Here is a 26,553-nt window from a genome sequence, read left to right on the forward strand (position 1 = left end):
CGAGTCCGACGCGATGACCGTGTCCGAAAACGACCGGAGCGGACGTCCATCGCCGGGGCTGGGCCTAGATCGGCTCGTAAGTCTCCGTCCCGCAGATATCGTCGGCTTCCGCCCGCCGGCGGTCCACGACTTTCCCGTCGTTGATGGTCACGATGTAGGTCTGGGCGCCGAGCGGCGTGCCGGTCGCGGAGGTGAGCTGCGCACGGACGCACGCCGTCCAGCCTGGTCCTCGCACCTCACGATGGGGCGGGGCGACGTGCACGTCGCGCGGATAGGACGTTGCGAGAAAGACGACGTCGATCTGCTCGCGCACCACGCGCTTGACGTCGGGAGGCGCTTCGGGCGGCGGCTGCTCCGCCTCCTTCATGCGCATGAACTCCGGCACCGGTGCGCGGCTGTCGGCAAAGCCGCAGGCACCGAGTGCAAGCGCGCCAATGAGCAGCGCCGCATGAGCAACAATCCGCAACATCCGTGAAGGTCCCCTGCGGGCGAACAGATAGGCACGAATGCGATTCGACGAAGTCCATGCCGATCAAGTTTTGCTGAAGTCCAAGTTCTGCTGAAATCCGAGTTCTGCTGAAGTCTGGAACCCGCGGCATTTGCTATTCCGCGATTGCCGGCTAGCTTGTACCCCACAAGAGGGGGATTGCACCGATGAGGATTTTGATCGTGGCGGCCGCGGTTCTGGCACTGACGGCTGCCTCGGCGGAGGCGCAGGGCCGGCCATCCCAATGACGGAGGCAAGCCGGCGGACAACAGGCCCATGGTCGACGAAAAGGCCTACAAGGCTGCGCTCGAGCGCATTCCCGAGCCCAAGGACAAGTACGACCCGTGGGGCGGCGCCCGCCCGAGCGAACCTGCCAGAAGGCCGAATTGAAGTGAGGCGGATATTGCGGACCTGCTTATGGGTTTCGGCCGGGCTCGCATTCCTGCTGTTTGCAGCGCGGCCGTGCTTTGCCTGGGAAAGTTGGGGCGGCGATGTCGGCGGCTCGCGCTTCTCGGCCTTGCGCGAGATCACGCCGGACAATGTCGGACAGCTCGTCCGCGCTTTCGAATATCACACCGGCGATCTCGCCGCGCGCCCGCCCGAACTGATGCGGCGGACCAAATTCCAGGCGACGCCGCTGTTCGTCGAGGACAGCCTCATCTTCTGCTCCCCCTTCAACGAGGTGATCGCGCTCGATCCCGGCACGGGCGCGCAAAAATGGCGTTTCGATCCCGGGATCGCCACCAATCAGCGTCCTGCCAATCGCTATGTCTGCCGCGGTGTCACGTACTGGATCGATGACAGGGCACGCCGGGATTCCGTCTGCCGATCGCGCATCTTCATGGGCACCAACGATGCCCGCCTGATCGCGCTCGATGCGAAGACGGGAATTCCCTGTGCCGATTTCGGCAAGGGCGGCGAGATCAAGCTCGAGATCGGCATGGCGCTGGATTGGCCCGGCGAATTCCAGATCACCTCGCCGCCCGCCGTCGGACGCGGTGTGGTCGTGGTCGGATCCGCGATCGGCGACAATCGCCGGGTCGATGCGCCGAGCGGCGTGGTGCGTGCGTTCGACGCGCGGAGCGGCCTGCCACTCTGGACCTTCGAGCCGCTCAAGCGCGACGGCATCGAAGCCGGTCACGCCAATGTCTGGGCGCCGATGTCGGTCGATGACGCGCGCGGGCTCGTGTTCCTGCCGACATCCTCGCCATCGCCGGACTTCTGGGGCGGCAAGCGGCCGGGCAACAATCAGCACGCCAACTCAGTGGTTGCGCTGCGTATCGAGACCGGCGAGCTGGTGTGGGCGTTCCAGACTGTGCATCATGACGTCTGGGATTACGATCTGGCCGCGCAGCCGACGCTCACGCGCATCGACACCGGCGAGGGGCAGCGCGATGTCGTGATCCAGCCGACCAAGCAGGGTTTTGTCTTCGTGCTCGACCGCGATACCGGCAAGCCGGTCTGGCCGGTCGAAGAGCGTGCCGTGCCGCAGGGCGGAGCCGAGGGCGAAGCGCTGTCGCCGACGCAGCCCTTCCCGACGCATGTGCCGGCGCTGACGTCGCAGAGGATCTCGCCCGACGATGCGCTCTCGCTGTTGCCGGGCCTCGGCCGCTCGTCCTGCGAACGTCAGTTCGCGGAAGCACGCAACGAAGGTCTGTTCACGCCGCCTTCGGTGCAGGGCACGCTGTTGTTTCCGTTCACCGGCGGCGGCGTGAACTGGGGCAGCGCGGCCTTCGATCCCGTCAACCAGATCCTCTATGCCAACACCAGCCGCGCCGCCCATCTGGTCAAGCTGATCCCGCGCGCCGAGGCGGCCGGATTCAATCCGCCGCCCGGTCACGATTTCGGCCGGCAGCGTGGCGCGCCGTTCGCGATGTCGCGTGCGGTGATGATGTCGCCGCTCGGGTTGCTGTGCAACAAGCCGCCCTGGGGTGAGATGGTCGCGGTCGATCTGAGGGGCGGAAAGATCCTCTGGCGGGCGATAGTCGGCACCACCGAGGATCTGGCGCCGCTCGGCGTGCCGCTGCCCTGGGGCGCGCCGCTCGTCAACGGGCTGGCGGTCACCGCCGGCGGTCTCGTCTTCACCGGCGCAATGGACGCTTACCTGCGTGCTTTCGATGCGCGCAGCGGCAGGGAGCTGTGGCAGGGCCGGCTGCCGGTTCCGGGCGTCGCCAATCCCATGACCTATCTCTGGAAGGGCGAGCAATATGTCGCGATCGGCGCCGGCGGCCACTCCGAGGCGGGCACCTCGATCGGCGACAGCCTGGTTGCGTTCCGCCTGGCGCGGCCTGGCGAAGCGCCATCGTTGCGCTCGCGCACGATCGATCGTCCCGGCGGACGATTACTTGCGGCATCGATGGCGCTCGCGCTCGCGATCATCGTGCTTGTCATCGCGGGCCTGCGCTGGCGTCGGCGTATCGGGCGAACATGACGCTGCATTTCGCGTGCGATGCGAACGGCCATTCACACTGCGTGCACTACGGCACGAACGCGAGGCCGACGCGCTTGTCGTTGCGCCAAACTGTGCGACAATGCCGCACGAAGTCGTCGCGCTCGATCGAGAGCGTGAACGATTGCGGCAACATGACCGGGGCGTCGAGGTCGATCGCCGCGCCGCTCGCCGACATGTTTCGCACGGTGCAAGGGATGCCGCCGTTTTCGAAGGTGATCGTTCCGCCTTTGAAAACACGGTGACGTTGATCTTCACGCTTCTCGATCATCGGCGTTGGTCCTGCTGATGATCGTGAAGTAGTGCATAGAAATTACGTTGAACTAAACTCAATACTGGCGCTACTTGCACGGCGCTTCAGACTTTGTTTACGACGTTGGGGTGGAGGGCCGCTCCGCGAATTTTCCTGCGAGCCCTTCCTTTATGGCGCGCTTTTATGGCGTGATCGAGAGCCGCGGCGGGCTTTGCGCTTCCCGCGGTTCTCCTCCCTTCAGAGCGCGTTCAGCCCGGCAGCATCGCGAACGCGCTCGACACCATCGCGACCGGCTTGCTGTCGGCGGCGGAGAGCAGCGTAACGCGGCCAAAGCTCATGGTCCGCCCGAGCCGCACCACGCGGGCGTCGGCCAGCACGTCCGCTGAGGAGACCGCACGCATGAAATGCGTGGTCTGGTCGACCGTGGTCATGGGGCGGTAGCCGCGATTGGCAGCGAGGATCGCGATCACCATCGCGGTGTCGGCGAGCGCCATCAGGGCCTGGCCGCAGACCACGCCGCCGTTCCGGCACAGTCGCTCCGAAAACGGCATGCGCAGGAGCGCGCCAGGTTGCCAGTCCGGTATGTCCGCCGGCTGCGCGTGCTCGATGCGCTCGACCGCGAGGTTGAGATCCTGGACCCAGGGCGCAAAAACCTCGCCGAGGATGCGGCGGGCGTCGGTGAGGCCGAATTCGGCTTCTGGCTGCCTTTGCATTGCTGTCGCGCTCTCCTGTATTGCCGGATGTTTCGCCTCATTGTGCGCGCATCGGCGCGGCAAAGTCACCCGGTCTCGCGCCGGTCCCGTCGGCTTGAAATTGCCCGACTTGGCCCGATATGATGCCTCGCTTGGGTACGGGTGGATGATGTTGCGTCGGGGTGTCCTCGTCTTTTGCATGGTCGGGCTCGGTCTCGCGCTGAGCGGGTGCACCAAATGCGGCCCGATCTGGGACGACTGGCTGCATGCCCCCAAATCGTGCAGATCGGATCGGCTTTAGCGGGCCCACACGGCATCGAGCGGCGCCGGGGTGCGACCGGGCTGAGACAAGGATGACACGGCGCGGGCGATCCGCGCGCCATGGATATCAAGGACATGGATATCAAGGAGTAGATGATGAAGCTTTTCCGTTTGGCCGCGGTGCTGGCCGTGCTGGCGGGACCTGCCTACGCGCAAATGCCCAATCTCAACTTGCTGCAGGAGGGTCCGGGCAAGACCCCCGAGGAGAAGGCCGCGGAAGCCGAGCGTGAAAAGGCCTACAAGGAAACGCTGAAGAAGATTCCGGATTCCAAGGCGTCCAACGATCCCTGGGGTGGCATGCGCGCCGACCCGCCGAAGCAGCCGGCGGGGCCGAAGGCATCGGCCGCAACCGGTACGCCGAAGAAGAGCAGGAGCGGCACGGCCGCCAACTGACCGCGACTCCGTTCGGGGGGCGACACGACGCCTTCCGGACAGGACTCCTCTTGATCCGGCCGGCACCCTACATCTGCCTGAGAGCGTGGCGCGTAGAGGAGAGCAGGACATGGCCGATCGTCCGCGGGATCTCGCCGAGCGGATGGCGCGCCGGCGCAAGATGGCCGGCAAGCCGGGCCAGACGGTCGGCGACGGCTATCTGCGCGAGACCTTCACGCTGCCGCGCGCGGCGGCGCGGGAAAGGGCGCAGGCCTTCTTCGCCCGCTATCCCAAGGCCGGCTATATGAGCGCGGTCGAGACCTGGCGCGAACTGCCCGGCGGCGACATCGAGTTCACCATGCGGCGGCTGCCCAGCGCGGACTGACTGGCCCGGAAAAGTGCGCAGCGGATCTCCCTCGCGACAAGCGCGGAACCCGTTTGCGCGGAGATCATGCTCAAACACCTAGTCGAAGGTTTCGGCAACGATGCGAATCCGGAACACCGGCTCCTTGGCCTCGTCCAGCAGCTCCATTTGCCATTCGGAATTTTCCTGGAGCTTGCGGGCAATGCCGGCGGTCATGTCGGCGCAGACACTGGTCATCTCCTTCCAGGCCGCATCGCGATCGGCAAATTCCGTCGCCTGGTCGGCGCAGCCGGAATAACGGCCGTTGCGGATTCGAAAGAAATAGAGCGGCATGGCTGGCACCGATCGCGCGCATGATGCCTCGCCCCCCAAGGCCCCCGGGCGCGCGCAGTCCAATCCCAAACCACGGTCGGATCAATCCCGGGCGGCTACGGATTGCACCCCGCGAGTCCCCCTGGCGCCCCGCCGCTCGATCCCGCTTCGCCTCCCGGTCGATGCTTGGCTGCAGGCGCCGGATCGCCTGCAGGTCCGCCGGTCCGCGAGTGGGCGTTCGAACTCCGTGATTCTCCCACCATGAACAGAGTTCCTGCCGTCGAGGCCGCATGCGGCGCCGGCAAAGGCGTGCGGGGCGGTTCGCGCCAACGTTTCCGGATCCTCGCCAGGTGACGGCATGTGCCTTGCTTGCGTGATGACGGCAAGCAAACATGGACGCCTCATGCTTGGCATTCCCCGCCGCTATGCTCATTTCGTCTTCGGCATCATCCAGTCCGGACTGACCTCGCTGGTCGCCACGGGAATCGCCAGCTTTCCCGCGGGCAGCGCGATGATCTTCGTTCGGCACTGGATGGTGTCGTGGCTGATCGCATGGGCCGCGATGCTGCCGGTCGTGCTGCTGGCAGCGCCCGCGATCCGCGCCTTCGCGCTGCGCCTGACGCAGGAGGAGAGCGACCCGCGAGCCGGGCGACAGGCATGAAAAAGCCCCGCCTGGGGAGAGCCAGGCGGGGCAGAGAGTTGTTGGAGGCTGAGGTGCTGGGCTGCAACACCATAGCCGAGCGACTTTAGCCGGCGCGGCTTACGACAGCCTGACAGGCGGGTCGGATCTGCTCCCGGCCGACGGCTGCCCGTATCGGCCGCCGAAGGAACGAGATCGAAAGGCCGCAGACTGGCCCCGCACCTGTCCCAATTTCGACATCCGTTCGCACAACTGCGGACACACCCGTCGGCAAGATTTTATCCTTCGGCTCAGCCATGGGGGAAACGTGGCGCGCCGAAAACGGGGTGGCATCATGGATAACGTAGAGCGGTCATTTGCCGCCGCGACGGCGGCTGGCTTCGTCGTGCTGGTGATCGGCCTCGTGCTGCTGGCGGTGCTGTAGACGGGGCGGGCAGGCCGAGGGGACGGCGACCGTGCCCTTCGATGGACAGCGCCAAGCACGCCTCGACTTTGAAAAATGGAAAACGACCCCATGCACTGTAGGCCGCTTGGCAATTTCCTTGATTGGCCAATGGCTTATTGGTGGTATTTGGATACCTGAAGGCGCGCGCTCGCGCCTTCGAGATCATGCACACCTGGCGGTGACGCCGCATCGAATCAACAGGCGATCGCTTCCCGGCCAGGGATCGGCGCCGGCTGCCGCACCCTCGGGGCGGGCCTCGCCGGCTCCGAGGCGGTCCTGTCCGAGGCGGTCCTGCCGGCCTAAAGCGCGCTGAGATTTGGATGAATCGTCATCGCGCTTTAGGTTGTTGTTTAAGCATGATCTTTTCGGAAAACCGCTGCGCACTTTTCCGGATCATGCTTTAGTGGATCTTGATCCCGTTCAGGGGAAGATGGAGCTCTGCGGCACGCTCCGCACGGTCCTTCTTGCGGAACTCGTTTTCCTTGCGTTCGAACTTCACCATCTCCTCGTGCGCTACTTCGAGCAGGTGATTGCGTCTGGTGGCATCGCCGCGCATGTTTTCAGTCATGACTGAGGTCCCAGGGTTGTGGTCCCATTCCGTGAGAAGGCCGGAGATCCCGAAAAGGTTCGGTGCCGCAAGATTGCGGAATTCTGACGGCGCACCGGCCGCGCGTCTTTGATGCGCGTCATCTCGCGGTCGAAAAGCAGCGACGGGTGCCCGGCTATTTCGGTGGTTGAAGCCCGGGCGATTTGACCCAGCCGTGCAGTTGATTGGCGACGTCGGCCTGGCGCGCCTTCTCGAGGAGGGCATCTCGCTCCGGACCAGGTGGAAGCTCGGAGGCCTGCTTTCGGACCTGCTTCACCCATGCGGAAAGCCGGTCTTGCAGGGTCAGCTGCTGCTTGAAACGTCGCCGCTTGAACATGGTGCTCTCATTTCCATGCGGGGAGGCGGGAGCGCGGGTCAGCGTTCTCGTCACCGATGGCAGCCACGGTCCGCGCGGTGATGATGCATTAGGATCCATGAACGGATCCGCGTCTGTTCAGTTGTGCACAATGGGAACGAAATCGGCAGAGTAGCAATGGGGGCGGGCGCCAAGGAAGCGAAGGAGGCCGCCAACCGAGGCTGCCTTACGTTCCTGTCGTCTTCTTCCGCTCAAGCATTGCCATCTCAACCTGATCGGCGAGGACGGTTAGATGGCTGGCGATCCGGTCGAACATCTGGCGCTTCTCCGGATCGGTCGCCAAGTCACGGATCAGAGCAGCCTCGGCGGCTTCTTTTCGTAACTTTTCGACTTGTGCTAGGTAATCTTTCACGGTCGCACCCCACCAAAGCGGTGCGAAGGCATCGTTGGCTTCGCCGGTAGCAAAGTAAATTGGGACAGTTCTAAATTCAACCTGGGACACTCGGGGGTCGAATACGGACAGTACCGCCCACTGAGGCGGCCTTACCCCTTCGCGGCCTTAGAAATCGACGCCTCCAGCTCAGTGACGAGAGCTTTGTAGCTCGTGACGATCCTTTCAAAGAAAGCGCGCTTTTTGTCCGACTTCGCTGCGTCCCTAAGTTCTTCGCACCGGCTGATCTGCTCACGAAGGATCGTGAGATGTTCCAGCATGTCTTTCATTGAGCGCTCCCTAAGGGAAGCACGTTACCGGAAAATTAGGACACTCCCAAAATCAACTTAGGACGCTAGGGGTTAAATACGGACAGTACCCCACTTCCCAAAAGAACATATTGCGAACCTAGAACAAATAGGGTACGTTGCTTTTATCGCCGAGCTGCCTCGCAACCGTTTGTCCCTCACGCGAATCCTCGCCATAAGGAGCACGACCCAATGTCCGCAACTGCCCTGCGTATCGTCGAAGGATCTTCCATGGACAAGAGTAAAGCTCTGGCTGCTGCGCTCTCTCAGATCGAGCGCCAGTTCGGCAAGGGCTCGGTGATGAAGCTCGGCAAGAACGACCGGTCCATGGACATCGAGGCGGTGTCCTCCGGTTCGCTCGGGCTCGATATTGCGCTCGGCATCGGCGGCCTGCCCAAGGGGCGCATCGTCGAGATCTACGGGCCGGAATCCTCCGGCAAGACCACGCTGGCGCTGCATACGGTGGCGGAAGCGCAGAAGAAGGGTGGCATCTGCGCCTTCATCGATGCCGAGCACGCGCTCGATCCGGTCTATGCCCGCAAGCTCGGCGTCAACATCGACGAGCTCCTGATCTCGCAGCCGGACACCGGCGAGCAGGCGCTGGAAATCTGCGACACGCTGGTGCGCTCGGGCGCGGTGGATGTGCTGGTGGTCGATTCGGTCGCGGCGCTGGTGCCGAAGGCCGAACTCGAAGGCGAGATGGGTGATGCGCTGCCGGGCCTGCAAGCCCGCCTGATGAGCCAGGCGCTGCGCAAGCTCACGGCCTCCATCAACAAGTCCAACACCATGGTGATCTTCATCAACCAGATCCGCATGAAGATCGGTGTGATGTACGGCTCGCCGGAAACCACGACCGGCGGCAACGCGCTGAAATTCTATGCCTCCGTCCGTCTCGACATCCGCCGCATCGGCGCGATCAAGGAGCGCGACGAGGTGGTCGGCAACACCACCCGCGTCAAGGTGGTGAAGAACAAGCTGGCGCCACCCTTCAAGCAGGTCGAGTTCGACATCATGTACGGCGAGGGCGTCTCCAAGATGGGCGAGATCCTCGATCTCGGCGTCAAGGCCGGCATCGTCGAGAAGTCCGGCGCATGGTTCTCCTATGACAGCCAGCGCCTTGGCCAGGGCCGCGAGAACTCGAAAGCGTTCTTGAAGGCCAACCCCGACATCACCGCCAAGATCGAGACCGCGATCCGCCAGAACTCCGGCCTGATCGCCGAGCAGATCCTGGCCGGCGCGCCGGAGCGCGACGCCGACGGCGAGGAGCCGGCGGACGAGTAGGACCTGACCCGAAAGCTTTTCGCGAGGAGCGGGCGCTGAGGACGTTGAGTTGCCGACGTCATCGGCGCCCGTTTCGTTTTGCGTGGGCGGATCGCGTGGTTTCGTGCCCCGGACGCAGCGCAGCGCGAAGCGGTGCGCTGCTGAGCCGGGGTCCATCACCTCTGTCAGCAGCATGGGTCCCGGCTCTGCGGTGCGTCATTTCATGCCGCACCGCGTCCGGGACATGAGGCCGGCGTCCTATTCCGCCGCTTCCGCGTAGTCGCTCACCGGCGGGCAGGAGCACACCAGGTTGCGGTCGCCATAGACGTTGTCGACGCGCCCCACCGGGCTCCAATATTTGTCGGTGCGCGAGACGCCGTCGGGGAAACAGCCCTCACTGCGAGTGTAGGCGCGATTCCAGTCATCATCCGCGATGTCGTGCACGGTGTGCGGGGCGTGGCGCAACGGCGAAGCCTCGATCTTGAAGCGGCCGGCCTCGACTTCGGCGACCTCCTTCCTGATCGCGATCATGGCGTCGCAGAAGCGGTCCAGTTCCGCCTTGGATTCCGACTCGGTCGGCTCGATCATCAGCGTGCCCGGCACCGGGAAGCTCATGGTCGGCGCATGGAAGCCGTAGTCGATCAGGCGCTTGGCGATGTCGTCGACGGTGACGCCTGAGGTCGTCTTCAGCGGACGGGGATCGACGATGCACTCGTGCGCGACACGGCCCCTGGCGTTCTTGTAGAGCACCGGGAAGTGCGGATCGAGCTTGGCCGCGATGTAATTGGCATTGAGGATCGCGATCTCGGTCGCACGCTTCAAGCCTTCGCCGCCCATCATCAGAATGTAGATGTAGGAGATGGTCAGGATCGAGGCCGAGCCGAACGGTGCGGCCGAGACAGGGCCGACCGGAGCATCCGCCTTCGTTGCGGGATGACCCGGCAGGAACGGTGCGAGATGCGCCTTGACGCCGATCGGGCCCATGCCGGGACCGCCGCCGCCATGTGGGATGCAGAAGGTCTTGTGCAAGTTGAGGTGGCTGACGTCGGCGCCGTAATCGCCGGGCCTGCTGAGGCCGACCTGCGCGTTGAGGTTGGCGCCGTCGAGATACACCTGGCCGCCATGGCCATGCACGATGTCGCAGATCTCGCTTATATGCTCCTCGAACACGCCGTGGGTCGAGGGATAGGTGATCATGACCGCGGCGAGATCATGCGAATGCTTTTCCGCCTTGGCGCGGAGGTCGTCGACGTCGACGTCGCCGTTCTTCTCGCAGGCGACCACCACCACGTCCATCCCGACCATCGCGGCCGAGGCCGGGTTGGTGCCGTGGGCGGAAGAGGGGATCAGGCAGATCTTGCGATGGCCCTGTCCGCGCGCGGCGTGATACCCGCGAATAGCCAAAAGCCCGGCATATTCGCCTTGCGCGCCCGAATTCGGCTGCAGCGAGATCGCGTCATAGCCGGTGATGTCGCACAGCCATTTTTCCAGCCGCGCGAACAGCGCGTGATAGCCGGCGGCCTGTTCGCGCGGGACGAACGGGTGCAGCGTCGCGAATTCCGGCCAGGTCAACGGCATCATCTCGGTGGTCGCGTTCAGCTTCATGGTGCAGGAGCCGAGCGGGATCATCGCGCGGTCGAGGGCGAGGTCGCGATCACTGAGCTTGCGCATGTAGCGCAGCATCTCGGTCTCCGAGCGATGCGCATGGAAGACCGGATGGGTCAGGAAAGCGGTCGTGCGCTTCAACTCGTGCGGCAGCGTCTCGCGCGCCTCGGCGTCGATCTCGGCATAGGCGAAGGTGCCGCCGAAGGCGCGCCAGACCGCTTCAACCGTCGCAGGCGTCGTGGTCTCGTCGAGCGCGATGCGCAAGCTGGTGTCACCGATGCCGAGATTGATTGTCTCGGCCGCGGCGCGCGCGACGATCTCGGCGCGCCTGGCGCCGGCATCCACGCTGATGGTGTCGAAGAAGGTGTCGGACTGCGGCGCAAAGCCGAGCTTGCGCAGGCCGCTGGCGAGCACGACGGCGCGGCGATGGACGTTGCGCGCGATCTGGATGAGCCCCTCGGGGCCGTGATAGACCGCATACATCGCCGCGATCACGGCGAGCAGCACCTGCGCGGTGCAGATGTTGGAGGTCGCCTTCTCGCGGCGGATGTGCTGCTCGCGGGTCTGCAGTGCGAGGCGGTAGGCAGGCATCCCGCGCGAGTCGACGGAGAGGCCGACGATGCGGCCGGGCAGCGAGCGCTTCAGCGCATCGCGCACCGCCATATAGGCCGCGTGCGGGCCGCCATAGCCCATGGGAACGCCGAAGCGCTGGGCCGAGCCGATCGCGATATCGGCGCCCAACTCGCCGGGCGAGGCGAGCAGCGTCAGCGCCAGCAGGTCGGCGGCCAGGATGGCAACCGCACCCTTCGCCTTCAACGTCGCGATGGCCGCACGCGGATCACGCAATGCGCCGGAGGAGCCCGGATATTGCAGGAGCCCGCCGACGACATCGGCTCTTTCCAGGTCGGTCGCGGGATCGCCGACGATCAGGGTCCAGCCCAGCGGCTCGGCGCGGGTGCGCATCACAGCCAACGTCTGCGGATGCACGTCCTTGTCGACGAAGAAAGCTTTTGCCTTGACCTGCGCGTGCCGCTCGGCGAGCGCCATGGCTTCGGCCGCCGCGGTCGCCTCATCGAGCAGCGAGGCGTTGGTGACGTCGAGCCCGGTGAGGTCGCAGATCATGGTCTGGAAGTTGAACAGCGCCTCCAGCCGGCCCTGGCTGATCTCGGGCTGGTAGGGCGTGTAGGCCGTGTACCAGGCCGGATTCTCCAGGATGTTGCGCTGGATCACCGTGGGCAGGATCGTGCCGGAATAGCCTTGGCCGATCAGGGAGGTGAAGACCCGGTTCTGACGCGCGAGCTCGCTCATGTGCGCGATCGCCTCGGTTTCGCTGAGCGGTTTGCCGAGATCGAGCGCGGCGGCCTGCCGGATCGAGGCCGGCAGCGTCTCCGCCATCAGGGCGTCGACGCTCCTGGCGCCGACGGTTTCGAGCATTGCGGTGACATCGCGCGCGGAAGGGCCGATGTGGCGGCGGGCGAAAGAGGTGGCGGTGTCGCCGTTGGACTTGCGGTGCGCGGTCATCATGGGTCCTCGCTATAGGTCATCTGTCGCTGTCATCGTCCGGGACGGGAGCGCGATGACGCGGTTGTTCGCCTCACCACTCCGCTGTCATGCCCCGCAAAGGCGGGGCATCCAGTAAACGCAGGCGTTTCGGCTAGGGCCGATGGGCCGCGGCGTACTGGATCACCCGCCTTCGCGGGTGATGACACCGAGAATGGGGAAACAGCTCGCTTCATCTCACGCCGTGTGTGCCTTGTAGGCGGCTTCATCCATGAGGCTGCCGAGCTCGCTCCTGTCGGCCAGCTTGATCTTGAAGAACCAGGCCTTGCCTTGCGCATCCGAGTTCACCAGCGCCGGCTCGGCGGCGAGCGCCTCGTTGGTCTCGACCACCTCGCCCGTAACGGGCGCGTAGACGTCGGAGGCCGCCTTCACGGATTCCACGACGGCGGCGGCTTCGGCCTTCTTCAAGGCGCGGCCGACCTTGGGCAATTCGACGAACACGACGTCGCCGAGCTGCTGCTGCGCGTAGTCGGTGATGCCGACGGTGGCGACGTCGCCGTCGATCGCGAGCCATTCATGGTCGGAGGTGTACAGCGTCGTGGTCATTTTCGAGGTCCTCAGCGTTTGTAGGTGTTCTTGACGAAGGGCATGGCGGAGACCTGCATGGCCAAGCGCTGGCCACGCACTTCGGCGAAAAGTTTCGCGCCGAGCGCGCTCAGGCTCACAGGCACATAGCCCATCGCGACCGGCGCATTCAGGCTCGGGCCGAAGCCGCCCGAGGTGACCTTGCCGATCGGCTCGCCTGCGGCCTGACCCGCAAACAGCAGCGCGCCCTCGCGCACCGGCGCGCGGCCTTCGGCGCGCAGGCCGACGCGGCGGCGGCTGGCGCCCTGATCGAAATGAGCCAGGATCTTTTCAGCGCCGGGAAAACCGCCGGCGCGCGCGCCACCGCTGCGGCGGCTCTTCTGCACGGACCATTCCAGCGCGGCCTCGACCGGCGTGGTCGCGGTGTCGATGTCGTGGCCGTAGAGGCAGAGCCCGGCTTCCAGCCGCAGGCTGTCGCGCGCCCCGAGGCCGATCGGCAGCACGTCGGGATTGTCGAGCAGCGTCCTCGCGAGCCGTTCGGCATCGGCCGCGGGAACGGAGATCTCGAACCCGTCCTCGCCGGTGTAGCCGGAGCGCGAGACGAAGCATTTGATGCCGGCGACCTCTTGCGGGCCGGCGTCCATGAATGTCATGGACGACGCTCCTGCACACAATGTCGCCAGTGCCGCTTCCGCCTTCGGGCCCTGCAGCGCGATCAGCGCGCGGTCGGCCAGAGAATCGATGACGCAGTCGTCCGCGAGATGCGCGCGCAGATGCGCCTCGTCCGCTTCCTTGCAGGCGGCGTTGACGACCAGGAACAGGTGATCGCCGAAATTGGCGACCATCAGATCGTCGAGAATCCCGCCTTTCGCATTGGTGAACTGGGCGTAGCGCTGCCGGCCAGGTGCGATCGCCACGATGTCCTGCGGCACCAGCCGTTCCAGCGCGCGGGCGGCGTCCTCGACCTTGCCCGACTTCGGCCGAAGCGCGAGCTGCCCCATATGCGAGACGTCGAACAGGCCGGCGGCGGCTCGCGTGTGGAGGTGCTCCTTCAGCACGCCCGCGGGGTACTGCACGGGCATGTCATAGCCCGCGAACGGCACCATCTTGCCGCCGAGGGACACGTGCAGGGCGTGGAGGGGCGTATGTCGGAGAGATTTCTGGTCGTCGGGTACTGGCATCACAGGGGTCCTCGGCGGTTCCCCGGGGACGATTCCCCGGGGCAACCAGTCGAAGCCCCATCTGTCGCTGTGCCTGAGAGTATTATCCCGTCGGCGGGTGCCACCCGGGTCTTAAGCCCGTCGGCGCCTCTTTCCAGATGTCGTCAAAGCCACGCGGTCCTTTTGCCTGAGAGTTTCCGGGGCGGTTGCTCCTTCGGCGCCGGCTGCCTGAAGCCGGTCTCTCCCGATGTGGCCGTACGATATGGATGGATAAAGACCACAGGGCGGCCAAGCCTGTCAACGCGGCACTAGCGCCTTTCAACGGGATTGCGCGCCTGCGGCAAGCCTCTGATCTCTCTGCACAGTTTCTGGACAGCGAAGCTGGCCTTGTCTAAAAGCGCTTTGGCCCGCAGATATCAGCCTTAACGTCCGGTTCGAATGGCAGGAAGCGGGTCCAAGCACACCCGATTGGATGAACATGAGCGGCGTCAACGAGATCAGGTCGACCTTTCTGAACTTCTTTGCCGAGAACGGCCACGAGATCGTGCCGTCCTCGCCACTCGTGCCGCGCAACGATCCGACGTTGATGTTCACCAATGCCGGCATGGTACAGTTCAAGAACGTCTTCACCGGCGTGGAGAAGCGGCCCTACCAGCGCGCCACCACCTCGCAGAAATGCGTGCGCGCCGGCGGCAAGCACAACGACCTCGACAATGTCGGCTATACCGCGCGCCATCTCACCTTCTTCGAGATGCTCGGCAACTTCTCGTTCGGCGACTATTTCAAGGAGCGCGCGATCGAGCTTGCCTGGAAGCTGATCACCAAAGAGTTCGGGCTGAAGAAGGACAAGCTGCTCGTCACCGTCTACCACACCGACGACGAGGCGGCGGGACTGTGGAAGAAGATCGCCGGCTTCTCCGACGATCGCATCATCCGCATTCCGACATCGGACAATTTCTGGGCGATGGGCGACACCGGCCCGTGCGGTCCGTGCTCGGAGATCTTCATCGATCGCGGCGAACACATCTGGGGCGGGCCTCCGGGCTCGCCGGAAGAGGACGGCGACCGCTTCCTCGAATTCTGGAATCTGGTGTTCATGCAGTTCGAGCAGGTGACGAAGGAGGAGCGCCAGCCGCTGCCGCGTCCTTCGATCGACACCGGCATGGGCCTGGAGCGCATGGCCTGCATCCTCCAGGGCGTCGAGAGCGTGTTCGAGACCGACCTGTTCCGCAACCTGATCGACGCGACGGCGTCCGCGCTCGGCACCGGGCCGAGCGAGCAGACCGTCGCCTCGTTCCGCGTCATCGCCGACCATCTGCGTTCCTCGGCGTTCCTCGTCTCCGACGGCGTGCTGCCCTCGAACGAGGGCCGCGGCTATGTGTTGCGCCGGATCATGCGCCGCGCGATGCGCCATGCGCAGCTGCTGGGAGCCAAGGAGCCCTTGATGCATCGCCTGGTCTGGGCGCTGGTGCGCGAGATGGGCCAGGCCTATCCCGAACTGATGCGCGCGGAAAAGCTGATCGAGGAAACGCTGCGGCTGGAAGAGACTCGTTTCCGCAAGACGCTGTCGCGGGGCCTCGCCATCCTCGACGAGAAGAGTGCTTCCTTGAAGAAGGGCGACATGTTCGACGGCGACGTCGCCTTCACGCTGTACGACACCTACGGCTTCCCGCTGGATCTGACGCAGGACGCGCTGAAGTCGCGCGGCATCGGCGTCGACCAGGCGGCCTTCACCGACGCGATGGAGCGCCAGAAGACCAAGGCGCGCGAGTCCTGGAAGGGCTCGGGCGAAGCTGCTTCCGAGGCGATCTGGTTCCCGCTGCGCGAGAAGCTTGGGGCGACCGAATTCCTGGGCTACGAGACCGAGAGCGCCGAAGGCGTGGTGTCCGCGCTGGTGAAGGACGGCCACGAAGTCGCCGGCCTCAAGGCCGGCGAGACGGGCGCGATCGTGCTGAACCAGACGCCGTTCTATGCGGAGTCCGGCGGCCAGGTCGGCGACACCGGCGTGCTCTCGGGTGAGGGCGGCGTCAAGGTCCGCGTCACCGACACGCAGAAGAAGCTCGGCGATCTCTTCGTCCACATCGGCACGGTCGAGAGCGGCGAAGTGAAGCTCGGCACTGCGCTCCAGCTCGAGGTGGATCATGGCAGGCGTTCCTCGATCCGCGCGCATCACTCGGCGACGCATCTCATCCACGAGGCGCTGCGCCAGGTGCTCGGCGACCACATCGCCCAGCGCGGCTCGATGGTCGCGCCCGACCGGCTGCGCTTCGACTTCGTGCATCCGAAGCCGATCACGGCCGACGAGCTCGCCCGCGTCGAGGACATCGCCAACGACGTGGTGCTGGAGAACGACGAGGTCACGACGCGCATCATGGGCGTCGATGAAGCCCGTGAGGCGGGGGCGCGCGCGCTGTTCGGCGAGAAATACGGCGACGAGGTCCGCGTCGTCTCGATGGGCAGGACCGCGCGCGAGCGCGGCGCCAACGCGCTCGGCTGGTCGGTCGAGCTCTGCGGCGGCACCCATGTCAAGCGCACCGGCGACATCGGCCTGATCACGCTGACGAGCGAGAGCGCGGTCGCCTCGGGCGTGCGCCGCATCGAGGCGCTGACCGGCAATTACGCGCGCAGGCACGCCAACGAGACCATGGCGCTGGCGAAGACCGCGGCGAACGAGCTGCGCACCTCGATCGACGACGTCCCGGGGCGCATCGCCGCGCTGATGGAGGAGCGCAAGAAGCTCGAGCGCGAGCTCTCCGACGCGCGCAAGAAGCTCGCGATGGGCGGCGGCGCTGCCGCCGGCGGCAATGGCGCGGCTTCGGGCGTGCGCGAGGTCGGCGACGTCAAGCTGATGGCGCGCGCGGTCGAGGGCATCGAGATGAAGGATCTCAAGAGCCTCGCCGACGACGGCAAGAAGCAGATCGGCTCGGGCGTCGTCGCCATCGTCGGCGTCACCGAGGACGGCAAGGCCGGTGTGGTGGTCGGCGTCACGCAGGACCTCACCGCGCGCTTCAACGCCGTGAACCTCGTCCGCGTCGCCTCCGAGGCGCTCGGCGGCAAGGGCGGAGGCGGCCGCCCGGACATGGCGCAGGCCGGCGGCCCCGACGGCGCCAGGGCGACCGAGGCGCTCGCGGCGATCGAAAAAGCCATGGCTGAACACAAATCGGCGGGCGCCTGACGATCATGCGCCCCGTTCCGCGAGGACGTGGGCCTCGCGATCCCAATGTGAGGGATCGCCTCTACGAATTGCTGGAGCACGATCCGCTGGCCTATTCGGCCGGGTCGCGCTTCATCCAGTTCATCATCGGCGTCGTCGTGCTCAACGTCGCCGCGATGATCCTCGCCTCGGTGCCGGAGCTCGACGACCGGTTCGGCACGCTGTTTGCGGGCATCACCGTCCTGTCCGTGATCGTGTTCGCGCTGGAATATGCCGCGCGGCTATGGACCGTGGCGGGGCATACCCAACGCAAGGGATCGGCGCTGTCCGACCGGCTCTGCTACGCCTTCTCGGCGCTCGGCATCATCGATCTCATGGCGTTCCTGCCCGCCGCAATCGTGCTTGCCACCGGCCAGCACGCGACGCTGGCCGCGCTCGGCGTGCTGCCGTTCTTCAAGCTGATCCGCTATTCGCCGGCGATGCGTTCGCTGCTCGCCGCGGTGCATGCCGAGCGGCGGGCGCTGATCGGCTGTATCGTGATCCTGATCGGCGCGGTGCTGACCTTCGCCTCGCTGCTCTATGCCATCGAGCGCGACGTGCAGCCGGACAAGCTCGGCACCATTCCGCAGGCGATGTGGTGGGCGATCGTGACGCTCGGCACCGTCGGCTATGGCGACGTCGTGCCGGTGACGCCGCTCGGCAAGTTCGTCTCCACCTTCGCCATCATCGCCGGCTTTGCCATGATCGCGCTGCCGGTCGCGATCATCTCGACCGCGTTTGCGGAAGAGGTGAGGCGGCGCGATTTCGTCGTCACCTGGGGCATGCTGGCGCGGGTGCCGCTGTTCTCGCATCTGTCGGCCACGGAGATCGCCGACATCATGCGGCTGCTCAGGGCACGCACCATCGAGCAGGGCGAGATTCTGGTGCGGCGGGGCGATGTTGCCTCGTCGATGTATTTCATCACCGCCGGCGAGGTCGAGATTGCGCTGCCGAGCCAGCAGGTGCGCCTTGCCGACGGCACCTTCTTCGGCGAGATCGCGCTGCTGCACAAGACCAAGCGCAGCGGCACGGTGACGGCGACCCGCAAGACCCGGCTGCTCGTGCTCGACGCCCAGGATTTCCACGCTTTGATAGCGCGCATGCCGACGCTCGCCCAACACGTTCACAATACGGCCAAGGCGAGGCTCGCCGACTCCGGCGATCTCGCGCTCGCCGAACTCGCGCAGGCGGAGAAGGAAGGCGGGGAGCGCTAAGCGGCCTCAAAAGCAAAGGGCCGCGCCTCGAGGCGCGGCCCTTGATGATCTGGCCCAGTCGGGCGAAAGAGCGGACGGCTTACGCCGCCAGCGCCTTGGTCAGGTTTTCCGCGACCTTGTCGAGGAAGCCGGTGGTCGAGAGCCAGCGCTGGTCGGCGCCGACCAGGAGCGCGAGGTCCTTGGTCATGTAGCCGGCCTCGACGGTGTCGACGCAGACCTTCTCCAGCGTGGCGGCGAACTTGGCGAGCTCGGCATTGTTGTCGAGCTTGGCGCGGTGCGACAGGCCGCGGGTCCAGGCGAAGATCGACGCGATCGAGTTGGTCGAGGTCTCCTTGCCCTTCTGGTGCTCGCGGTAGTGGCGGGTCACCGTGCCATGGGCGGCTTCGGCCTCGACGGTCTTGCCGTCGGGGGTGAGCAGCACCGAGGTCATCAGGCCGAGCGAGCCGTAGCCCTGCGCGACCGTGTCGGACTGCACGTCGCCGTCGTAGTTCTTGCAGGCCCAGACATAGCCGCCGGACCATTTCAGCGCCGAGGCCACCATGTCGTCGATCAGGCGGTGCTCGTAGGTCAGGCCCTTGGCGTCGAACTCCTTCTTGAACTCCTTGTCGAAGATCTCCTGGAAGATGTCCTTGAAGCGGCCGTCATAGACCTTGAGGATCGTGTTCTTGGTCGACAGGTACACCGGGTAATTGCGGAGCAGGCCGTAGTTGAAGGAGGCGCGGGCGAAATCGATGATGGAATCGTCGAGATTGTACATCTCCATGGCGACGCCGGCGCCGGGGGCCTTGAACACCTCCTTCTCGATCACGGTGCCGTCCTCGCCGACGAACTTCAGCGAGAGGGTGCCCTTGCCCGGGAACTTGATGTCGGTGGCGCGGTACTGGTCGCCATAGGCGTGGCGGCCGATGATGATCGGCTTGGTCCAGCCGGGAACCAGGCGCGGCACGTTCTTGCAGATGATCGGTTCGCGGAAGATCACGCCGCCGAGGATGTTGCGGATGGTGCCGTTCGGCGACTTCCACATCTGCTTGAGGTTGAATTCCTTCACCCGGGCTTCATCGGGGGTGATGGTGGCGCACTTGACGCCGACGCCGACCTTCTTGATCGCCTCAGCCGCGTCGATGGTGACCTGATCGTTGGTGTGGTCGCGGTATTCCATGCCCAAGTCGAAATACATCAGCTCGACATCCAGGAACGGGTTGATCAGCTTGTCCTTGATGTACTGCCAGATGATCCGGGTCATCTCGTCGCCATCGAGTTCGACGACGGGATTGGATACCTTGATTTTTGCCATGATCGGGGGAGCCTCTTGGGAACGGCGCTTGTGGCGCGCCACGGGAATATCCGCCGCCTCTTAGCACCGCCGCGCGGCGGGCGAAAGCCAAGGGATTATGCACTTTTAGCTCATCCAGCTTCCGCAGATGGGGAGCGGCCGGCCGGGGGCGGGGTGAGGTTTCAGGCGAGATTCAAAAGTCGAATCCAACCCGTTATTTCCCTTGAGAATTTCGTCAGGACAGGCAAACGACAGGCGAACGCGGCGGGCCGGCCAACGGCTGGCTTTGAATCAATTCCTGAGGCGGCCTTGCCAAGGCCTTGAGAGACAGTGGGAAAGCGAAGCGAGATGTCGGGGACTGACAGAAGCAAGGCGGGCCTTTCCCTCGACGGTCCCATCGTCATCCTGGTCGAGCCGCAGCTGGGTGAAAACATCGGCATGGCCGCGCGCGCCATGGGCAATTTCGCGCTTGGTGCCCTGCGCATCGTCAACCCCCGGGACGGATGGCCCAACATCGCCGCCCAGCGCGCCGCGGCCGGCGCCGACCACATTCTGGAACGGGTCGAATTGTTCGACACGGTGGAGCAGGCGGTGGCCGACCTCGACCTGCTGTTCGCCACCACCGCGCGCCCCCACGATCAGGCCAAGCCGGTTGTCGGGCCGGAGGCGGCCGCAAGCGAGATCGCCGGGCATGTCGCCGCCGGGGGCAGGGCCGGCATCCTGTTCGGCCGGGAGCGCTGGGGCCTGACCAATGAGGAGGTCGGGCTCTCCAACCGCATCATCACCTTCCCGGTCAATCCCGGCTTTGCCTCGCTCAACCTCGCCCAGGCCGTGCTGCTGATCGGCTATGAATGGTTCAAGCGGGCCACATCCGGCGAGCTGCCGCATGCCATGCCGGAGCGGTCCGAGCGCGCCTCGCAGCACCAGATGCAGGCCTTCTTCGACAATCTCGTGCGCGAGCTCGACAAGGTCGAGTTCCTGCGGCCGGCCGAGAAGCGCGACACCATGCTGGTGAACCTGCGCAACATCTTCAGCCGGATGGAGCCGACCAAGCAGGACATGCATACCCTCCATGGAGTCGTCATGGCGATCGCGGAAGGACGAAAGGGTCCGGCCAAGGGCGGCGTGCTCGATGGCGAGCAGGCGACGCGCCTGCGCGCGCTCCTGGCCGAGCACGGGCAGGGCGGCGGCGTGCCCGACAGCGGCTCCACCGTGCGCGGCCTTGCCCGCCTGCTCCGCCGCAATCCGACCGACGCCGAGCGCCTGCTCTGGCAGGCGCTGACCCGCGACCGCCGCTTCGCCGGCCAGTTCAAGCGCCAGACCCCGGTCGGTCGCCACATCCCGGACTTTGTCTCGTTCCCGCACCGGATCGCGGTCGAGCTGGTGAACCCGGGCGAGGGGGAAGCGATCGCCGCCGACCGTGCGTCGCGGCGGGCCTGGCTGGAGGCAAGGGAATATCGTGTGCTCGACATCCGCGCGGCGGATGTGGAGCGCGATCTGGAGGCCGAGCTGGCGCGGCTGCAGGGGATGATGGAGGCTTCGTAGGGTGGTTTGCCTTGTGGCAGCGCGAAGCGCGGGCCGCAAGTGGTCGCCAAGACGCTTTCCCACGAGCAGCGGCATCATCTGACGCAAGGCTAGCGGACCTAGCCTTCGCGCTTTACGCGCCTTTTAGACCGTCTTCTTTTTCGCGCGGTTGCCGCTGGTCTTTGAGCGCCCAACGGGGGCTTTCTTGATGCGCTTGCCTCCAGTATTTGCTCCCTTCTTAGCCGCCGTATTGCTTGCCGCTTTAGAGATTCCTTTTTTCGAGCGGCTCGCAGGAGCCCTCGACTTTGCATTCTTCGCAGCCTTAGTGCGGCGCTTTGCGGAAGCGACTGAATTTGCGCGACTTGTCTTGGGCGGCCTCGCTACTTTAACCGTCTTCTTATTGCGCTTGGCAACCTTCTCGCGCGATACATCGAGCACGTAAACGTCAATCCTGCCGGCAAGCTCCGCGGGCATCCTTCTGATAATTTCCTCACGCAGCATGGCGGGCGAGATTATCGAAGGATCTTTCCGGCCGGCGATTTTTTCATCGGCGCCGAACCACAGCACCAAGTATACCCCCTGATTGGCAGCGCCCGGATATATTGTGTAACGTCCTGCGAGTTGAACCGAAGCGGCGGTGTAGATTTCAGGATTCCACTGCCCCTTGAGTTCGGTCACCAGAACTACTGGGGATTTATCGATCACGGCCGAAGCTGTAAAATCACAGCGCTTCTGGTTGGCCATCTGATGCTCGACAACGACGCCAAGGTTTAGCGCGCGGAAAAGATCCTGAAGCCGGTCGACGATTCGGTCTCGCGCTTTATTTTCGCTGACGCGCTTGTCGCCCGAATAAAACACCTCGACAGGATCTGTGGCGTCCCCCTTCAGCCGACGCTGAAATTCATCCAGAAGCTCGATCAGCAGTGCGCGCATGTCCTCTACCGACGCAATCTTGCTGTCGTCTAGAAGTCGGGAGGTATCGGTTGGCGTTGGGGCGCGAAAATCGGACAACGCTTGTTGCCTGACCGCTTCTGCGCGTTGGCTTTTAATTGAGTTCCAGAAGTCAGAAAATCCGGAATCCGACAATATTCGATCAAACACCGGGATGGAGTTTGAAGGGTCGTCTCTTCCAATCGTGAAAACGATGTCCGTCAGGAATCTGTAAGCGGTTTCTTCTGGAGGGTCGCCAGTGCCCCAACTATTTGGCAAGGGCACCCTCGGCCACGACGAAACGAATGCGTCGAGAACACAATAAACCTGTTCCGCGTTGAGCTGCGGCCATCCCTGGGAATCATACCGAGTAAGTCTGCCCGAATAGTGCTCGATCTCAAGTATTGCTTTTGGATCGGCGCTGAACTCGGTCCATCTTGCATCGGAGGTTGGTAGTATGAAAAAGAAATGGCGCAGAAGCCAAAATTTCCGGCGGGCCACACCACCGTCGGATGGGTCTATAGGGTCGTGGCAGCGCATCTCAATCAGAGAGTTGAGCTCAGCTCTATCGCCGTGAGCTGCGGCGATGCCGAACAGCGCTTCCCGCGCATGCCACGGCATGGCCGGATAGCGTGTGAGCCAATCCACAGCGAGCGCGCCTTTCACACTCGCGAAGGTCTCACCGTGATCGAGCATGTGCACTTGAGCGAAGGCGTCTCCTGTGCGCGCCAGTTGAGGTTCGACAAGACGAGTTAGAAACGCGATCTTGTCGGCGTCGGATGTGAAGATCAGGTTGTCAATGCTTCCTTCGAAGCGTTCGGCTTCGCCTTCCTGGTATGCTGCCCCTCCGATGCCACCGGCTTTGACGGCACGAAGCATATCGAGGGACATGTCTGCTAGCGTTCCGGTCTTACGGAACTTCGCAAGGCAGGCTGCTTCGAGTACCATTAAAGCATTGGACGAGCCTTGCTCTGATATCACTTCGACCGAGGGAATCTGGGGAGCGATAAAGCTGAAGCAGTTGAGCAGGGCGGTTTCGACGATCTGTCCGTCACTAATTTCCAGATCATCCTCGTCTGCACCATGGAGGTAACGTTGGGCTAAAGAGATCAGCCAGCCCCAATGTTGTCCCGCTTCGATCAGAGTTCGGTTTGCCGCAAAGTGTGCTCTAAGATTCGCTTTCCGCTCGGCTTCGACACGTTTGTAATGCCTGCGCGAGTGTCCAAATTTTACATGGTCCCTTCGCATGACCTCGCGACTAGCCCGATTGGTCTTGGTCCAGATGCGTAACAGGTCCGGCGACGAGCGTGCCTGAGCTCTCATTCTGGCTCTGGTTGGATTTGGACCTCTTGCTGAACTCTCGTAAGGGCTGTGGGAGACGATCAGATGCCGCCAGAGCACATGATTTCCAACAGCAAACGCATGGTCAACGAGCGCATCATAATCGCCTTCGCGAAAGCTCAATCCGGAGTGGGTTGAGCTCATGAAGAAATTGACACGCGTGTCGCGGATTTGCTCCGGATCGGACAATCCACCCATCATTGAGGCCTGGATTGCTCGGCGAAGACCAGCGTTCTGTGACATCGCCTCGACAGACCTGCTCTGGTCAGCGTTCTTATGGTTTTCAAACACAAGAGGTTCAGTCCACTGTCTGATTTGACGTGGATCATAGGGGCCGACCATAAGCTCGAAATAGCGGTCGAGGAGATGCCCTGCAATCTTGCTAATTCCCCTGCGGCAAGTGCAACGATGGGGTTTTATCTTTCCGCAAGTACAGGCGAGACTGTTTGTGATCCTATCAAGAAGGTATCGCGTGTCATCGAGGCTGAACGTCGATATGACCCGACGGATAAAGTACCTCGACCCCAACCTGCGCTCACGCAGTCGGCTTTCGGGATAAAGCGTCGCAAGCGCCTGGGTGAACGCGAGGGCATGAGATCGTCCTATGCGCGATATCCCCTCGTTCAAGAGTATTTGCGACGCAACATCGAGTGAATCGCGTGTACCCTGCCTGACCAATGTAATGAAGTCGCTGGGCAGGCCATTCTTCGAGGTCGCTGCGATGTTTTGATAGGCCTGGTCTCGGTCATGCTCTCCGGCCTGAGGGTCTAAGAGTATGGTTCGAAACTCCGGCTCAAGGCCTCGCCCTGCTTCTGTGTCGTAAAGGAGTTCCAGCATCAAGCCGCGCAAATGCGTCGTGGTATTGGTTCCGGAAAGCAGAGGGCGGACATGCGCAATCATATCCGCGGTAAAGAAACCCGCGACATTGAACTTCCTCCACGAATCCATGCGCCGGAAAAATGGATCATTTTCAGCTAGCGCCCTTAGTCCGCTAAGAAGAGACGGCTTGACCGATGGATCGAGCTGCGATGCATCGCCGTTTGCAAACACTGCATAAGGATCAAGCTTGATAATTGTCAGCTGTGTATCGCGATTTCCGAGCGAGGCCATCCACCCCAAAAGGCCCCGCAGTTCGTTCCGTACTGTTGAATTCGGAGCAACAACCGCAAGGCAACGCCGTAAAGAGAAGGTATTAGAAGGGTCTTCGATGCGCTTGACCAGGTAGTCGGCCGCACAATATTCCGCGACGATGCGATGGACGGGATCATGGCGGTTGATGGTATCAGTCGGTTTAAAGAGCCGTGAGTTAAGAGCAAAGTCGGCGATTGCCGGATCTGACGCTATGCTACGAAGATACGGATAGGCATCATCCTCAATTTCTTCGTTGGCTGAAATGCCTAAAGTGCCTGAAAGAAGCAGTTTGGCGAAAATTTCGCTGGCCACGGCAACAATAGCGTCAATCTCCGGGCGAGCGGTCGCACCTGGAGCATCTCTCCGTTCGCTCGCAAGCCTGCGTACCGCATCGGCGTAAATCTGTTTCTTTGACGAGAATCGTCGGCCACCCTGCACGTAAGCGTCGGCAAGTAGCTTGAGAAACTGTGGATTGCCCAGGATGGGCGAGAGCTCGAAACGGGTCGCCTCGGTCCGGAACGCCTCGAAATCCTCCAGAGGCAGGCGGTCTGCGAACAACTGACGCTGTTCATCGTCATCGAATGGTTCGAGACGCAAAATGGTTGGCTTGACGCCAAAGCAATCGCGAACCGCAGCCGTGCGCGCCTCATCCCAAACGTATGAACGGCTTGCAAGAATGACAGTTGTAGCCGTGGATGCGCGCGCCTTCACAATGATTTCGTTGATTTTCTCCTCGCCGATGCGCGCCACTTCGTCGAGCGCATCGATCACGAGCACATTTTCCGGGGCGGGGTCTTCATGGACGAACTGAGCTGCACGGCGAAGGGGCACTCCATAACTCTTGCTAAAAAAATCGAGCAAGTCGGACTTTCCAGCGCCAGGCTCGGCAAGAACGACAAATATACCGCTCTGTCCGACGAGCTCGCTGTCCATCAAGAGCTTATCGCCACGGTGCAGCTTTCTTTGGATGTACAATTTCGGCATCAAGAAACTATAAGAAAGTTAGTGGTAGCCAGCCAGAAATTATGCTCGCTTGACGCGATTGCCTTGTTGACAACACGCGGGGATGTACAACGGACTTATCCTTGACCGACGAAGCGAGTGCATGGCCGCCAAAGTCTTCGGCTGGTTCGCCTTCGAAGATGCCCTAACGTTCTGATTTTTCGACCTAATATAGTTCGCGCTGCTGAGCGCGAGGTCAGGCGGCTGATCGCGCGTCGCGGCGCGCGTGGCTTGATTCGCCGATGATCGGGAGTGTAGATCCGGGCGGCGAATGTGGGGCGCGATCTCTAGATGGAGCGGGTGTGGCTGCATATGATAGCGCAGTCGCTTTTCTTTGGATCGTGCTTACCTGCCGATCAACGCCTTCGCCCCCGCTCACACCGCCTCGAGCTGATCCGTCGCGCGCTTCTTCTTCGCCTTCGATTGGCCGAGCAGGGTGCCTGCCGTGAGCGCGGCCGTATCGGCGACACCCGGGTCGCGCGAGATCATGGCGGCGACGATGGCGCCGTCGATCAACAGTCCAAGTTGATGCGCCAGCACCGAGGGCTCGCTCGAGCCGAGCTCGCTGGCGAGCTTCTCGATGTGGCCGAGCACGATCTTCTTGTGCTTCAGCGCGATGTTGCGAAACTGCTTGGCGTCCTTGTCGTGCTCGCCGACCGCATTGATGAAAGGGCAGCCGTAGAAGCGCTCCTCGGCAAACCAGCTCTTCAGCGCGGGAAAGATGCGCGTGAGCTTCGCCTGCGCATCGCCGCCGCCTTGCTCCATGGCGCCGATGAACCATTCGCGCCACTGCTTGCCCTCGCTCTCCAGCACGGCGTTGACGAGGTTGGTCTTGGAGCCGAACAATTTGTAGAGCGTCG

Annotated in this window: 22 protein-coding genes, 1 pseudogene and 1 riboswitch; of the genes and pseudogenes, 9 read left to right on the forward strand and 14 right to left on the reverse strand. The window is 63.6% G+C overall.

Features of this window, described 5'->3' with window-relative positions:
- Positions 1-64: 64 nt before the first annotated feature.
- Complete coding sequence (locus IC50_RS17885; RefSeq protein WP_035707451.1) at positions 65-469, reverse strand: hypothetical protein; 405 nt, start codon at positions 467-469, stop codon at positions 65-67.
- Between the two features lie 185 nt (positions 470-654).
- Here IC50_RS17885 and IC50_RS17890 point away from each other — a divergent pair.
- Both IC50_RS17890 and IC50_RS17895 read left to right on the forward strand, forming a co-directional pair.
- A pseudogene (locus IC50_RS17890) lies at positions 655-877 on the forward strand (hypothetical protein).
- A 52-nt stretch (positions 878-929) separates the two neighbouring features.
- Positions 930-2,918 carry a pyrroloquinoline quinone-dependent dehydrogenase gene (locus IC50_RS17895; RefSeq protein ID WP_050991027.1) on the forward strand — a complete coding sequence of 663 codons (1,989 nt, stop codon included), beginning with the start codon at positions 930-932 and terminating at the stop codon, positions 2,916-2,918.
- Positions 2,919-2,964: 46 nt separating this feature from the next.
- Here IC50_RS17895 and IC50_RS17900 read toward each other — a convergent pair whose 3' ends face one another.
- Positions 2,965-3,207, reverse strand: coding sequence for a PilZ domain-containing protein (locus IC50_RS17900; protein ID WP_035707457.1), 243 nt, complete (start codon positions 3,205-3,207; stop codon positions 2,965-2,967).
- Positions 3,208-3,437: 230 nt separating this feature from the next.
- Positions 3,438-3,902, reverse strand: a complete 465-nt coding sequence (locus IC50_RS17905; protein WP_035707461.1) for a PaaI family thioesterase — start codon at positions 3,900-3,902, stop codon at positions 3,438-3,440.
- A 396-nt stretch (positions 3,903-4,298) separates the two neighbouring features.
- On the opposite strand from IC50_RS17905, the gene IC50_RS17910 reads away from it, so the two are divergent.
- Together IC50_RS17910 and IC50_RS17915 are read left to right on the forward strand one after the other, a co-directional pair.
- Positions 4,299-4,595, forward strand: a complete 297-nt coding sequence (locus IC50_RS17910; protein ID WP_035707494.1) for a hypothetical protein — start codon at positions 4,299-4,301, stop codon at positions 4,593-4,595.
- A gap of 109 nt (positions 4,596-4,704) precedes the next feature.
- Complete coding sequence (locus IC50_RS17915; protein WP_035707463.1) at positions 4,705-4,959, forward strand: hypothetical protein; 255 nt, start codon at positions 4,705-4,707, stop codon at positions 4,957-4,959.
- Between the two features lie 78 nt (positions 4,960-5,037).
- Here IC50_RS17915 and IC50_RS17920 read toward each other — a convergent pair whose 3' ends face one another.
- Positions 5,038-5,271 (reverse strand): DUF6894 family protein, encoded by a 234-nt coding sequence (locus IC50_RS17920; RefSeq protein WP_035707466.1) that lies wholly within the window; start codon positions 5,269-5,271, stop codon positions 5,038-5,040.
- A gap of 382 nt (positions 5,272-5,653) precedes the next feature.
- Between IC50_RS17920 and IC50_RS17925 the strand changes: the two genes are divergently transcribed.
- On the forward strand, positions 5,654-5,911 hold the full coding sequence (locus tag IC50_RS17925) for a DUF2798 domain-containing protein (protein WP_035707497.1): 258 nt from the start codon (positions 5,654-5,656) through the stop codon (positions 5,909-5,911).
- Between the two features lie 824 nt (positions 5,912-6,735).
- Here the strand turns inward: IC50_RS17925 and IC50_RS42500 are convergent.
- The 4 genes from IC50_RS42500 to IC50_RS41345 form a co-directional block, all read right to left on the reverse strand.
- Positions 6,736-6,903 (reverse strand): hypothetical protein, encoded by a 168-nt coding sequence (locus IC50_RS42500; RefSeq protein ID WP_035707469.1) that lies wholly within the window; start codon positions 6,901-6,903, stop codon positions 6,736-6,738.
- A gap of 154 nt (positions 6,904-7,057) precedes the next feature.
- Positions 7,058-7,258, reverse strand: a complete 201-nt coding sequence (locus IC50_RS17935; RefSeq protein ID WP_035707471.1) for a hypothetical protein — start codon at positions 7,256-7,258, stop codon at positions 7,058-7,060.
- A 205-nt stretch (positions 7,259-7,463) separates the two neighbouring features.
- A complete protein-coding gene (locus tag IC50_RS17940; RefSeq protein WP_035707500.1) occupies positions 7,464-7,649 on the reverse strand; it encodes a hypothetical protein in 186 nt (61 codons plus the stop codon).
- A gap of 131 nt (positions 7,650-7,780) precedes the next feature.
- A complete protein-coding gene (locus IC50_RS41345; RefSeq protein ID WP_157460996.1) occupies positions 7,781-7,957 on the reverse strand; it encodes a hypothetical protein in 177 nt (58 codons plus the stop codon).
- Between the two features lie 210 nt (positions 7,958-8,167).
- On the opposite strand from IC50_RS41345, the gene recA reads away from it, so the two are divergent.
- On the forward strand, positions 8,168-9,256 hold the full coding sequence (recA, locus tag IC50_RS17945; RefSeq protein ID WP_035707474.1) for a recombinase RecA: 1,089 nt from the start codon (positions 8,168-8,170) through the stop codon (positions 9,254-9,256).
- A 237-nt stretch (positions 9,257-9,493) separates the two neighbouring features.
- Here recA and gcvP read toward each other — a convergent pair whose 3' ends face one another.
- From gcvP to gcvT, 3 genes are all read right to left on the reverse strand, one after another.
- Positions 9,494-12,361 carry an aminomethyl-transferring glycine dehydrogenase gene (gene gcvP, locus IC50_RS17950; RefSeq protein ID WP_035707503.1) on the reverse strand — a complete coding sequence of 956 codons (2,868 nt, stop codon included), beginning with the start codon at positions 12,359-12,361 and terminating at the stop codon, positions 9,494-9,496.
- 216 nt (positions 12,362-12,577) lie between these two features.
- Positions 12,578-12,946, reverse strand: coding sequence for a glycine cleavage system protein GcvH (gene gcvH, locus IC50_RS17955; protein ID WP_035707475.1), 369 nt, complete (start codon positions 12,944-12,946; stop codon positions 12,578-12,580).
- Between the two features lie 11 nt (positions 12,947-12,957).
- Positions 12,958-14,106 carry a glycine cleavage system aminomethyltransferase GcvT gene (gene gcvT, locus IC50_RS17960; protein WP_035707478.1) on the reverse strand — a complete coding sequence of 383 codons (1,149 nt, stop codon included), beginning with the start codon at positions 14,104-14,106 and terminating at the stop codon, positions 12,958-12,960.
- 144 nt (positions 14,107-14,250) lie between these two features.
- A riboswitch (glycine riboswitch) is annotated at positions 14,251-14,342 on the reverse strand.
- Positions 14,343-14,563: 221 nt separating this feature from the next.
- Between gcvT and alaS the strand changes: the two genes are divergently transcribed.
- Both alaS and IC50_RS17970 read left to right on the forward strand, forming a co-directional pair.
- Positions 14,564-17,260 (forward strand): alanine--tRNA ligase, encoded by a 2,697-nt coding sequence (gene alaS, locus IC50_RS17965; RefSeq protein ID WP_035707508.1) that lies wholly within the window; start codon positions 14,564-14,566, stop codon positions 17,258-17,260.
- A 5-nt stretch (positions 17,261-17,265) separates the two neighbouring features.
- The gene (locus IC50_RS17970; RefSeq protein ID WP_035707480.1) at positions 17,266-18,492 is read left to right on the forward strand and encodes a cyclic nucleotide-gated ion channel; all 1,227 of its coding nucleotides are present in this window, start codon (positions 17,266-17,268) and stop codon (positions 18,490-18,492) included.
- A 79-nt stretch (positions 18,493-18,571) separates the two neighbouring features.
- Here IC50_RS17970 and IC50_RS17975 read toward each other — a convergent pair whose 3' ends face one another.
- Entirely contained in the window at positions 18,572-19,786 is a 1,215-nt protein-coding gene (locus IC50_RS17975) for an NADP-dependent isocitrate dehydrogenase (RefSeq protein ID WP_035707483.1), read from the reverse strand.
- Between the two features lie 327 nt (positions 19,787-20,113).
- On the opposite strand from IC50_RS17975, the gene IC50_RS17980 reads away from it, so the two are divergent.
- Positions 20,114-21,310, forward strand: coding sequence for a TrmJ/YjtD family RNA methyltransferase (locus IC50_RS17980; protein ID WP_035707511.1), 1,197 nt, complete (start codon positions 20,114-20,116; stop codon positions 21,308-21,310).
- A gap of 123 nt (positions 21,311-21,433) precedes the next feature.
- Here IC50_RS17980 and IC50_RS17985 read toward each other — a convergent pair whose 3' ends face one another.
- Positions 21,434-25,624 carry a hypothetical protein gene (locus tag IC50_RS17985; protein WP_157460998.1) on the reverse strand — a complete coding sequence of 1,397 codons (4,191 nt, stop codon included), beginning with the start codon at positions 25,622-25,624 and terminating at the stop codon, positions 21,434-21,436.
- Positions 25,625-26,068: 444 nt separating this feature from the next.
- The coding region (locus tag IC50_RS17990; protein ID WP_035707486.1) for a TetR/AcrR family transcriptional regulator at positions 26,069-26,553 on the reverse strand (485 nt) is incomplete at its 5' end.

The sequence above is a fragment of the Bradyrhizobium genomosp. I (2014) genome (assembly GCF_000261685.1).
Classification (GTDB): Bacteria; Pseudomonadota; Alphaproteobacteria; order Rhizobiales; family Xanthobacteraceae; genus Bradyrhizobium.

What these genes read in the sequence shown, in the direction of transcription:
- IC50_RS17885 (WP_035707451.1), bottom strand. Translation starts at nt 469, where the DNA reads ATGTTGCGGATTGTTGCTCATGCGGCGCTGCTCATTGGCGCGCTTGCA.
- IC50_RS17900 (WP_035707457.1), bottom strand. Translation starts at nt 3,207, where the DNA reads ATGATCGAGAAGCGTGAAGATCAACGTCACCGTGTTTTCAAAGGCGGA.
- IC50_RS17905 (WP_035707461.1), bottom strand. Translation starts at nt 3,902, where the DNA reads ATGCAAAGGCAGCCAGAAGCCGAATTCGGCCTCACCGACGCCCGCCGC.
- IC50_RS17910 (WP_035707494.1), top strand. Translation starts at nt 4,299, where the DNA reads ATGAAGCTTTTCCGTTTGGCCGCGGTGCTGGCCGTGCTGGCGGGACCT.
- IC50_RS17915 (WP_035707463.1), top strand. Translation starts at nt 4,705, where the DNA reads ATGGCCGATCGTCCGCGGGATCTCGCCGAGCGGATGGCGCGCCGGCGC.
- IC50_RS17920 (WP_035707466.1), bottom strand. Translation starts at nt 5,271, where the DNA reads ATGCCGCTCTATTTCTTTCGAATCCGCAACGGCCGTTATTCCGGCTGC.
- IC50_RS17925 (WP_035707497.1), top strand. Translation starts at nt 5,654, where the DNA reads ATGCTTGGCATTCCCCGCCGCTATGCTCATTTCGTCTTCGGCATCATC.
- IC50_RS42500 (WP_035707469.1), bottom strand. Translation starts at nt 6,903, where the DNA reads ATGACTGAAAACATGCGCGGCGATGCCACCAGACGCAATCACCTGCTC.
- IC50_RS17935 (WP_035707471.1), bottom strand. Translation starts at nt 7,258, where the DNA reads ATGTTCAAGCGGCGACGTTTCAAGCAGCAGCTGACCCTGCAAGACCGG.
- IC50_RS41345 (WP_157460996.1), bottom strand. Translation starts at nt 7,957, where the DNA reads ATGAAAGACATGCTGGAACATCTCACGATCCTTCGTGAGCAGATCAGC.
- recA (WP_035707474.1), top strand. Translation starts at nt 8,168, where the DNA reads ATGTCCGCAACTGCCCTGCGTATCGTCGAAGGATCTTCCATGGACAAG.
- gcvP (WP_035707503.1), bottom strand. Translation starts at nt 12,361, where the DNA reads ATGACCGCGCACCGCAAGTCCAACGGCGACACCGCCACCTCTTTCGCC.
- gcvH (WP_035707475.1), bottom strand. Translation starts at nt 12,946, where the DNA reads ATGACCACGACGCTGTACACCTCCGACCATGAATGGCTCGCGATCGAC.
- gcvT (WP_035707478.1), bottom strand. Translation starts at nt 14,106, where the DNA reads ATGCCAGTACCCGACGACCAGAAATCTCTCCGACATACGCCCCTCCAC.
- alaS (WP_035707508.1), top strand. Translation starts at nt 14,564, where the DNA reads ATGAGCGGCGTCAACGAGATCAGGTCGACCTTTCTGAACTTCTTTGCC.
- IC50_RS17970 (WP_035707480.1), top strand. Translation starts at nt 17,266, where the DNA reads ATGCGCCCCGTTCCGCGAGGACGTGGGCCTCGCGATCCCAATGTGAGG.
- IC50_RS17975 (WP_035707483.1), bottom strand. Translation starts at nt 19,786, where the DNA reads ATGGCAAAAATCAAGGTATCCAATCCCGTCGTCGAACTCGATGGCGAC.
- IC50_RS17980 (WP_035707511.1), top strand. Translation starts at nt 20,114, where the DNA reads ATGTCGGGGACTGACAGAAGCAAGGCGGGCCTTTCCCTCGACGGTCCC.
- IC50_RS17985 (WP_157460998.1), bottom strand. Translation starts at nt 25,624, where the DNA reads ATGGACAGCGAGCTCGTCGGACAGAGCGGTATATTTGTCGTTCTTGCC.